Below are 9,364 nucleotides of genomic sequence, written 5' to 3' on the forward strand. Positions count from 1 at the left end.
CGTGGCTGCCCGCAACAAGGCCCGCAAGCGCGCCTTCCAGATCCTCTTCGAGGCAGAGCAGCGGGGTGCGGCTCCCACGATCGTGATGGCGGACTGGATTCGGCTCGCCCGGACCGACGACCGGCAGCCGCCGGTCACCGCGTACACGATGCAGCTCGTCGAGGGTTACACCGCGCACGCCCAGCGGATCGACGAACTCCTCGCGGGGTACGCCGTCGGCTGGACCCTCGACCGGATGCCGGCCGTGGACCGCAACGTCCTGCGGCTCGGCGCGTACGAGCTGATCTGGGAGGACGACGTCCCCGACGCCGTCGTCCTGGATGAGGCGGTCCAGCTCGCGAAGGAGTTCTCCACCGACGAGTCGCCTTCGTTCATCAACGGCCTGCTGGGCCGCCTGATGGAGCTCAAGCCCACGCTCAAGCGGTAACGGGACCCCCCGGGGGGCCCGTCCGCGAAGTTGCGGGACCTCGCGGTCCGCGGTGGCTCGCCGCTGGGGGTACCCCCTCTGGGGGAGTTCCCCGCGCCCCTGTGTACGCGCGGCTCCTTTCCCGGAAAGAGGGCCACCGACCAGGCAGCGCGGGGAATTCCGTGACGGGCTGACCCGACGGTCGCGGGGCCGTAAGGTCTCCGCATGGACGATCAGGGCGCGGACATACTCACCCGGTTGGCCGAGCTGCGGGCGGAGGACCTGCCGGTGCGCGGCGGCCGGACGATGGCGTACGTGTACGACGCGGGGCTGCCGGAACTGGTCGGGATCGCCGAGCGGGCGCACTCCGCCCTCACCGGTGTCAACGGCCTGGACATGACCGTCTTCCCCAGCGTGGTGACGCTGGAGAACGAGGTGGTGGCGCGGGCCGCGGCGCTGCTCGGCGGCGGCCGGGACAGCGGCACCGCGGGCACCTTCACCAGCGGCGGCACCGAGAGCTGCCTGCTGGCGGTGCTCACGGCACGTGAACACGCCCGCCGCACAAGGGGGGTGACCGCGCCGGAGATCGTGCTGCCGGCGACCGCGCACGCGGCCTTCCACAAGGCGGCGCACCTGTTCGGCCTGAGCGTGGTGACCGTGGGGGTGGACCCGGACTCGTACCGGGTGCGGGCCGAGGAGGTGGCGGCGGCCCTCACCGAGCGGACGGCGCTGGTGGTGGTGTCCGCGCCGTCGTACCCGCACGGGGTGGTCGACCCGGTGCCGGAGGTGGCCGCGGCGGCGGCCGCGCGGGGCGTGCTGTGCCATGTGGACGCCTGTATCGGCGGCTGGTACCTGGGGCACCGGCGGCTGGCCGCGGAGCTGCCCGCGCCGCCGCCGTTCGACCTCGCGGTGCCGGGCGTCACCTCGCTCTCCGTCGACCTGCACAAGTACGCGTACACCCCGAAGGGCGCGTCGGTGCTGCTCTTCCGCGACGCGGAGCTACGGCGGCACGGGTGGTTCGCGCACGCGTCCTGGCCCGGCTACCCGGTGGTCAACGCGACCCTCCAGGGCACCAAGTCCGCCGGACCGCTCGCCGCCGCCTGGGCGGTGCTGCGGCACGTCGGCACCGAAGGGTACGTGGACCTCGCCCGCCGGGTGCACGCCGCGACCCGCCGGCTCGCCGACGGGGTGCGGCGGATCGAGGGCCTGCGGGTGCTGGGCGAACCGGACGCCTCGCTGGTGGCGGTCGCCTCCACCGAGGCGGCGGTGGACCCGTTCGTGGTCGGCGACGAGATGCGGCTGCGCGGCTGGTACCTCCAGCCGCAGCCCGCGTTCGCGAACTCCCCGGCGAACCTGCACCTGACCGTGACGGCGGCCGTCGCCGACCCCGAGCGCATCGACGAACTGCTCGCCGAACTCGGCGCCGCGGTGGGGCGCGCCCGCGAACTCGGGCCGCCCGAGGTCGATCCGGCGCTGGTCGAGCTGGCCGGCACCCTGGACCCGGAGGCATTGAGCCCGCAGGAGGCCGGCCTCGCGCTGGCCGCCGCCGGCATCGGCGCCGACGGGGTGCTGCCCGCCCGGATGGCCCCGGTCCTCGCGGTGCTCCAGGCCCTTCCGCCCGCGCTGACCGAACGCCTCCTGCCCGAGGTCATCTCCCGCCTCTACGTGGGCTGAACCCGCCCGGCGGGGCTCCCGGAGCGAGGCGGGAACCGGGCGGAAAACCGGGTGCCGCGGCGGGTGGGCTTCGCTAAGGTCGACCCGGTCGCTCGGCAACAGCCTTGCCGGGCGCGGCCGTTGACGTATCCGTCGCAGGACATGAGAGGGGAGCCCGCCGTGCGCCACCGCACCGCTGCCGTCGTTCCCCCGACCGGGCACCAGGTGCTCCTCGTGTCCACGTCCGCCCGGTGCCCGCTGCGCGCCCGGCACCGGAAGTCCGCGACGACAGCCTGACGTTCGCACCATCCGAGCCCCAACCCCCAACGGCCCTACGGCTGTCGGGGCGCGGCTCGGCCATGTCGGCTGCTTCGGCCGCGATATCGCGCTGCCCTGACCAGGACCAGTCCCGAAAGGCCCGACGGCCATGCGCAGCAACCCCGTCCCACGCACCGCCGACCCGCTCGCCACCGTACGCAACCTGGGCATCCTCGCCCACGTCGACGCGGGCAAGACCACCGTCACCGAGCGGTTCCTCTACCTCACCGGCGCCACCCACAAGCGCGGCGAGGTGCACGACGGCACGACCGTCACCGACTTCGACCCGCAGGAGCGCGACCGCGGCATCACCATCTTCGCCGCCGCGGCCAGTTGCGACTGGGCCGGTCACCGGATCAACCTGATCGACACCCCCGGGCACGTCGACTTCGCCGACGAGGTCGAGCGCTCGTTGCGGGTGCTGGACGGCGCGATCGCGGTGTTCGACGCGGTCGCCGGTGTGGAGCCGCAGAGCGAGTCGGTGTGGCGGCAGGCCGACCGGCACGGCGTGCCCCGGATCGCGTTCGTCAACAAGCTCGACCGGGCCGGCGCCGACCTCGACTCCGCGGTGGAGTCGATCCGGCGGCGCCTGCACCCGGTGCCGCTGGTGGTCCAGCTCCCGATCGGGCGCGAGGACGGCTTCACCGGCGTGCTGGACCTGGTCGCGATGCGCGCGCTGACCTGGAGCGACGGCGGCGACATGGCCGACGGCGAGGTGCCCGGCGGGCTGTTGGACGAGGCCCGGCGGCGGCGCCGGCTGCTGGAGGAGACGGTCGCCGAACTGCACCCGGCCGCGCTGGAGGAGTTCTGCGCGCACTCCGCGGTGCGCGACGCGACGCTCGTCGCGGCACTGCGCGACCTCACCCGCAGCGGCGAGGCCGTCGTGGTGCTGTGCGGTTCCGCGTACCGCAACCGCGGGGTGGAGCCGCTGCTCGACGCGGCCGTGGCGTACCTGCCGTCGCCGCTGGACGTGCCGCCGGTGCGCGGCACCGCCACCGGGCGCGGGCTCGCGGCCGGCCAGGACCGTACCCGGGAGCGCGCGGCCGACCCACGAGCGCCGTTCGCCGGGCTGGTGTTCAAGGTGAACTCGACCGCGACCGGTCGGCTGACCTTCGTACGGGTGTACTCGGGCACGTTGCGGAAGGGGGACACGGTGCTGGACGCGGGCGCGGGGCGCACCGAGCGGGTCGGGCGCATCCTGCGGATGCGGGCCGACCGGCACACCGAGCTGGACCAGGCGGTGGCCGGCGACATCGTGGCCGTGGTCGGGGTGAAGTCCGCGCGCGCCGGGGCGACCTTGTGCGCGGCCTCGGACCCGCTGGTGCTCGAACCGCCCTCCGCGGCCGATCCGGTGGTCTCCGTCGCCGTCGAGGCGCGCCGCAACACCGACACCGACCGGCTGGTCACCGCGCTGGCCCGGCTGGTGGAGGAGGACCCGTCGCTGGCGGTGCGGACCGACCCGGAGACCGGGCAGACCGTGCTGTCGGGGATGGGGGAGCTGCACCTGGAGGTGGCGGTGGAGAAGATCCGCCGCGCCCAGGGGCTGGAGATCGCCGTCGGCAGGCCGCAGGTCGCCTACCGCGAGACGGTCGCCCGCGGCGTGACCGGCCTGGTCTACCGGCACGTCAAACAGGACGGCGGCGCGGGGCAGTTCGCCCATGTCGTCATCGACGTCGAGCCGCTGCGGCCCGGCGCGCAGTCCACGGAAGCAGGCGCGGAAGGAGGCGCGGAAGGAGACGCGGGTGCGGAGCGTACGGCGGAGGTGTTCGCGTTCGAGTCGACGGTGGTCGGCGGGCGGGTGCCGCGGGAGTACGTGCGCGCGGTCGAGGACGGCTGCCGTGACGCGCTCGCCGAGGGCCCGATCGGCGGGCACCCGGTGACGGGCGTGCGGGTCACGCTCACCGACGGGGCGACCCACTCCAAGGACTCCTCGGAGATGGCGTTCCGCACGGCGGGCCGGTTCGCGCTGCGCGAGGCGCTGCGGGCATCCGCGATGGTGCTGCTGGAACCGGTGGTCGAGGTCACGGCCACGGTTCCGGACGACGCCGTCGGCGGCGTGCTCGGCGACCTCGCCGCCCGTCGTGGCCGCGTCACCCATTCCACCGCCCGCGCGGGCAGCACCGTGGTCACCGCCACGGTGCCCCTGGTCGAGCTCTTCGGCTACGCCACCCGGCTGCGCAGCCGCACCCAGGGCCGCGGCACCTTCACCACCCGACCGGTCGGCTACGCCCCGGCCCCGGCCGGGGCGACCGGCGCGGACGGCGCGCGGTAGCCCCGCGGGGAGCCGGACCTGCCGGGTGGTGCGGACCGATACGGCCCGCACCACCCGGCTCGCGCCACCCAGCCCGCACCACCCGGCTCGCGCCTCAGGCCGGCCGCCAGGCGCCCTTCCCGGTCAGCTCGTGATCTTGAGCGTGACCCAGTCCGCGGAGCCCTCGTGCAGGGCGTCGCCGGCGTAGACGACCGTGTACAGCACGTTCCCCGCGGCGGCGGGCGGCACGTCGTGGACGGTGAAGCTGCCGTCGGCGGCGACGGCCGTGTCCGGCAGGTCGATGGCTCCCTTGCTCGTCAGCCGCTGGACGTTGACGACCGTGCCGGCGGGCAGCGTCGCCCCGCTGCTGCTCAGGGTGCCGTGCAGGTCCACGCCGTCGGCAGTCACGGTGCCGGGTGGGTCGAGCGCCAGCTGTGTGGGCGCCTTGGCGACATCCACGCTCACGGTGGCGTCCGGGGCGGGATCGTGTGCCGCGTCGCCGGCGAAGGAGACGGTGTAGACGGCCGTTCCGGTGGTCGACGGGGTGTCGGCCACGGTGAAGGTGCCGTCCGCGCCAACCGTCACGGACGGCACGGTGTGGTCGCCGTCGGCGTCGTGGCGCACCGCGGTCACCCGCACCGGGTCGGACGGCGCCGGCCCGTTCAGCCGCAGCTTCCCGGCGATCCGGACGGACCCGCCCGCGTAGGGGTGGTCGGGCTGGACGGTCAGCGGGCCGTCGAAGGCGGAGTGCCAGCGTGCGTCCGGGTTGGTGATGACGTGCAGCCAGAACGCGTCCCCGGCGGCGTCGGTGGTCATCGCGAAGAGCCGTGAGCCGTCCGCGCTGAAGGCCAGACCGCGGTCGGCGATCCGGTCGCCGCCGTCCGCACCGTCGGTGAAGGCGTACTGCCGGGGCGTGTCGCCCTGGGCCGGGTCGGCACTTTGGACCAGCAGGTCGGCCGCGGCGCCGTCGACGGCGCCGCCGCGGGCGACGAGCGAGCCGTCGGGGCTGAACGCGACCGCGGTGGAGCTGGTGCCCGCGGGCAGCGGACCGTAGCCGGGCGAGGCGTCGGAGAGGTCGGTGGTGGACAGCACCTTGGTCCCGGCGGTGCCGGCGGCGACCGCGGTGACCGCGCCGTCCGGGCTGATCGCGACGTCCCGCGGCAGCGCCGAGGGGTCGGTGGCCGCGGTGTACGACCGCAGGGCCAGTTGCTGCGGACCGGTGGTGGTCGCGTCGTAGAGCCCGACGTACAGCTTCGGCGTGCCGTTGCTCGCGAAGGTCTCGACGAGCCGGTCCGGAATGCCCGGCGAGGTGGCGAACTTCGCGTCGACGTAGGTGAACACCCCCCGGACGAAACCCCCGCCGCCGTCGAAGCGGCCGGAGTTGAGCGCCTGCGGCTCGGTGGTGCAGTCCTTCGGATAGGCCTGGCTGGTCATGCGGGTGAACCACAACTTGCCCCCGGCGGTGCCGATGTCACCGGGGCACTCGCCCTGGAAGAAGTCGTGTCGCACCCAGCCGTTGCCCGTGAGGGCGAGGGTGTCGGCGTTGAAGATCAGCACGTCGCTGGCGGCGGTGAGATAGAGGATGCTGCCGTCGGCGGAGAGCATCATGGCGCTCGCGACGAACATCGAGCTGCCGATGTTGACGGTCTTCAACAGGTTTCCGTCGAAGTCGTACACGAGCAACTCGGCGGTGGCCGCGTTCACCCCGCTGCCGGTGGTCACGTACACGCGCCCGCGTGCCTGGTCCACCAGCATCCGCGAGTACGAGGCGGTCGGCAGTTTCACCGCGACGTCGTTCGGCTCACCCGGCTCCGCGGCCGCCTGCGCGGCCGGGACGGCGGCGGCGAGCAGGGAGCCGCCGAGCGCGAGCGCCGCCACCAGCCTCCCGCTGCGCCGGAAAAGGGCATGGCTGCGTCTGGTCAAGAGTTCCCCCCACAAGGACTTCGCTTTACCAACTGGGCGCAAACAACGGCCCATGACTCAGGGCCTGTTGAAATGTAACAGCGGGATGGAGGCAGTGTGGGGAAATGGTGTGCGCCGATGGGCGTTCGGGCTACGTGGCGTCGCCCGGACATACGACTCGCCCGGGGCGGCGGCCCATGACAGGGCGCCGCCCCGGGCGAGGGGACGTTTCTGCAGCAGAGCTGCCGCGAGAGCGGTCAGCCCTCGTCGTGCTGCACCGCGCGGCGGGCGTCCGCGTCGAGGACGCCCCACGAGATCAGCTGCTCGGTCAGCACCGAGGGCGACTGGTCGTAGATGACCGCGAGAGTGCGCAGGTCATCCTGGCGGATGGACAGCACCTTCCCGTTGTAGTCGCCGCGCTGGCTCTGGATGGTGGCCGCGTAGCGCTGCAGCGGGCCGGCCTTCTCCGGCGGGACCTGGGACAGCCGCTCCAGGTCGAGCACCAGCTTCGGCGGCGGCTCGGCGGCGCCACCGGGCGTGGTGCCCGGCAGCAGCTCCTGCACCGGGACGCCGTAGAAATCGGCGAGCTCGGCGAGGCGCTGGACGGTCACGGCACGGTCGCCGCGCTCGTAGGACCCCACGACCACTGCCTTCCAGCGGCCCTGGGACTTCTCCTCGACGCCGTGCAGGGACAGTCCCTGCTGCGTGCGGATGGCCCGGAGTTTGGCTCCGAGCTGCTTGGCGTAATCGCTGGACATATGGCTCCCCGGACGGAAACTCGGTGACTCACTGTGAGGTTACGCAGCGTAATCCGGGCTCGTCAAGCGGAAAGCCGCCGACCGGTGCCTGACCTGGGCCGTCCCGGTCGCCTGATACGGTGGACGGCGTACCCCCAGACGTCCTTTAAGACCCGTCCCGTGAGGCGGGGAAGGAGGTCCCCGACCCATGGTCGACGACCGCAGTACCAGCGCGAGCACCACGCTCGGCGCGCACGCCCGGGCCCAGGGCGCCGCCCGCCCCGTGCTCGAAGGCCCCGACATCGCCCGGGTGCTCACCCGCATCGCCCACGAGATCGTCGAACGCGCCAAGGGCGCCGACGACGTGGTGCTCCTCGGCATCCCCACCCGCGGGGTCTTCCTCGCCCGCCGGCTCGCGGACAAGCTCGCCGAGATCACCGGCCGGGCCACCGCCGTCGGCTCGCTGGACATCACCATGTACCGCGACGACCTGCGGCTGCACCCGCCGCGCGCGCTCGCCCGCACCGACATCCCCGGCGACGGCGTCGACGGACGCCTCGTCGTCCTCGTCGACGACGTGCTCTTCTCCGGCCGCACCATCCGCGCCGCGCTCGACGCGCTCGGCGACATCGGCCGCCCCCGCGCGGTCCAGCTCGCCGTCCTGGTCGACCGCGGCCACCGCGAGCTGCCGATCCGCGCGGACTACGTCGGCAAGAACCTCCCCACCTCGCTGCGCGAGACCGTCAAGGTGCTGCTCGCGGAGGAGGACGGCCGCGACAGCGTGCTGCTCGGCCAGAAGGACCCCGGCCCGCGCGCGGGCCACTCCGCGGACGGTTAGCGCACCCACCCCGCACCAGGCCCCCGCACGGGGGCCCTGGCGCCCTCGCGCCCCGGCCGGGCCGAACGCCTGGCCGACGCGCGCCCGGCGCGCCCTGCGACGCGCCACGCGCCCCCGTCACCGCCCGCACCGCCCGAGCCCGCACGCCCGGCCGTCCGCCCGGGTGCGAACCCCACCGCACCCGCCCGGTCCCGCCGCCCAGCCCCCGGAGTCTGTCCGCATGAAGCGCCACCTGATCTCGGCCGCCGACCTCACCCGCGACGACGCCATCCTCGTACTCGACACCGCCGAGGAGATGGCCCGCGTCGCCGACCGGCCGATCAAGAAGCTGCCCACCCTGCGCGGCCGCACCGTCGTGAACCTCTTCTTCGAGGACTCGACCCGCACCCGTATCTCCTTCGAGGCCGCCGCCAAGCGGCTGTCCGCCGACGTCATCAACTTCTCCGCCAAGGGCTCCTCGGTCTCCAAGGGCGAGTCCCTGAAGGACACCGCGCTCACGCTGGAGGCGATGGGCGCCGACGCGGTCGTCATCCGCCACCACTTCTCCGGCGCCCCGCACCGGCTGGCCACCTCCGGCTGGATCAACTCCTCGGTGGTCAACGCGGGCGACGGCACCCACGAGCACCCCACCCAGGCGCTGCTCGACGCGCTGACCATGCGCCGCCACCTGTCAGGCGTCGGCCGCGACCTCGACGGGCGCCGGATCACCATCGTCGGTGACGTGCTGCACAGCCGGGTGGCCCGCTCCAACGTGCTGCTGCTCACCACCCTGGGCGCCGAGGTCACCCTCGTCGCCCCGCCGACGCTGCTGCCGATCGGCGTCGAGACATGGCCCTGCCGGGTCTCCTACGACCTGGACGCGGTGCTCGCCAAGTCCGACGCGGTGATGATGCTGCGGGTGCAGCGCGAGCGGATGAACGCCGCGTTCTTCCCCACCGAGCGCGAGTACGCCCGCCGCTACGGCCTGGACGGGCTGCGGATGGCGGCCCTGCCGGAGCACGCCATCGTCATGCACCCCGGCCCGATGAACCGCGGCATGGAGATCACCGCCGAGGTCGCCGACTCGCCCCGCTGCACCGCCGTCGAGCAGGTCGCCAACGGCGTCAGCACGCGGATGGCCGTGCTCTACCTGCTGCTCGGCGGCTCCGAGCCGGCGATCGCCCCGGCCCGTACCGACAGCGCCGAGACCGCCGAGCCGGCCCGGCCCACCGACGCCCCCCGCCCCACCGAAGCCGCCCGTACCGAGGAGAGCAAGTAAC

The 9,364-nt window shown here is 73.9% G+C and carries 7 protein-coding genes; 5 read left to right on the forward strand and 2 right to left on the reverse strand.

Annotation, left to right across the window (positions count from 1 at the left end; all coding sequences use genetic code 11):
- The first annotated feature begins 1 nt into the window (after window position 1).
- The 3 genes from nusB (at window position 2) to fusA (ending at window position 4,649) form a co-directional block, all read left to right on the forward strand.
- Window positions 2-427, forward strand: coding sequence for a transcription antitermination factor NusB (gene nusB / locus OG896_RS34345; RefSeq protein WP_328461500.1), 426 nt, complete (start codon window positions 2-4; stop codon window positions 425-427).
- 204 nt (window positions 428-631) lie between these two features.
- Window positions 632-2,080, forward strand: a complete 1,449-nt coding sequence (locus OG896_RS34350; protein ID WP_329371628.1) for a pyridoxal phosphate-dependent decarboxylase family protein — start codon at window positions 632-634, stop codon at window positions 2,078-2,080.
- Between the two features lie 406 nt (window positions 2,081-2,486).
- Window positions 2,487-4,649 carry an elongation factor G gene (gene fusA, locus OG896_RS34355; RefSeq protein WP_329371629.1) on the forward strand — a complete coding sequence of 721 codons (2,163 nt, stop codon included), beginning with the start codon at window positions 2,487-2,489 and terminating at the stop codon, window positions 4,647-4,649.
- Between the two features lie 123 nt (window positions 4,650-4,772).
- Here the strand turns inward: fusA and OG896_RS34360 are convergent, their stop codons facing one another.
- Window positions 4,773-6,551, reverse strand: coding sequence for an Ig-like domain repeat protein (locus OG896_RS34360; RefSeq protein ID WP_329371631.1), 1,779 nt, complete (start codon window positions 6,549-6,551; stop codon window positions 4,773-4,775).
- A gap of 236 nt (window positions 6,552-6,787) precedes the next feature.
- Window positions 6,788-7,288 (reverse strand): transcriptional regulator BldD, encoded by a 501-nt coding sequence (bldD, locus tag OG896_RS34365; RefSeq protein WP_222964393.1) that lies wholly within the window; start codon window positions 7,286-7,288, stop codon window positions 6,788-6,790.
- Window positions 7,289-7,475: 187 nt separating this feature from the next.
- On the opposite strand from bldD, the gene pyrR reads away from it, so the two are divergent.
- Window positions 7,476-8,105 (forward strand): bifunctional pyr operon transcriptional regulator/uracil phosphoribosyltransferase PyrR, encoded by a 630-nt coding sequence (gene pyrR / locus OG896_RS34370; protein WP_329371635.1) that lies wholly within the window; start codon window positions 7,476-7,478, stop codon window positions 8,103-8,105.
- 220 nt (window positions 8,106-8,325) lie between these two features.
- Window positions 8,326-9,363, forward strand: a complete 1,038-nt coding sequence (locus OG896_RS34375) for an aspartate carbamoyltransferase catalytic subunit (RefSeq protein WP_329371637.1) — start codon at window positions 8,326-8,328, stop codon at window positions 9,361-9,363.
- Window position 9,364: the final 1 nt, after the last annotated feature.

It is taken from the genome of Streptomyces sp. NBC_00669, assembly GCF_036226785.1.
In the GTDB taxonomy this organism is placed as follows: domain Bacteria; phylum Actinomycetota; class Actinomycetes; order Streptomycetales; family Streptomycetaceae; genus Actinacidiphila.

Excerpts from the sequence above, each read along its gene's own strand:
- OG896_RS34350 (WP_329371628.1), top strand. The coding sequence starts at position 632 with ATGGACGATCAGGGCGCGGACATACTCACCCGGTTGGCCGAGCTGCGG.
- pyrR (WP_329371635.1), top strand. The coding sequence starts at position 7,476 with ATGGTCGACGACCGCAGTACCAGCGCGAGCACCACGCTCGGCGCGCAC.
- fusA (WP_329371629.1), top strand. The coding sequence starts at position 2,487 with ATGCGCAGCAACCCCGTCCCACGCACCGCCGACCCGCTCGCCACCGTA.
- OG896_RS34375 (WP_329371637.1), top strand. The coding sequence starts at position 8,326 with ATGAAGCGCCACCTGATCTCGGCCGCCGACCTCACCCGCGACGACGCC.
- bldD (WP_222964393.1), bottom strand. The coding sequence starts at position 7,288 with ATGTCCAGCGATTACGCCAAGCAGCTCGGAGCCAAACTCCGGGCCATC.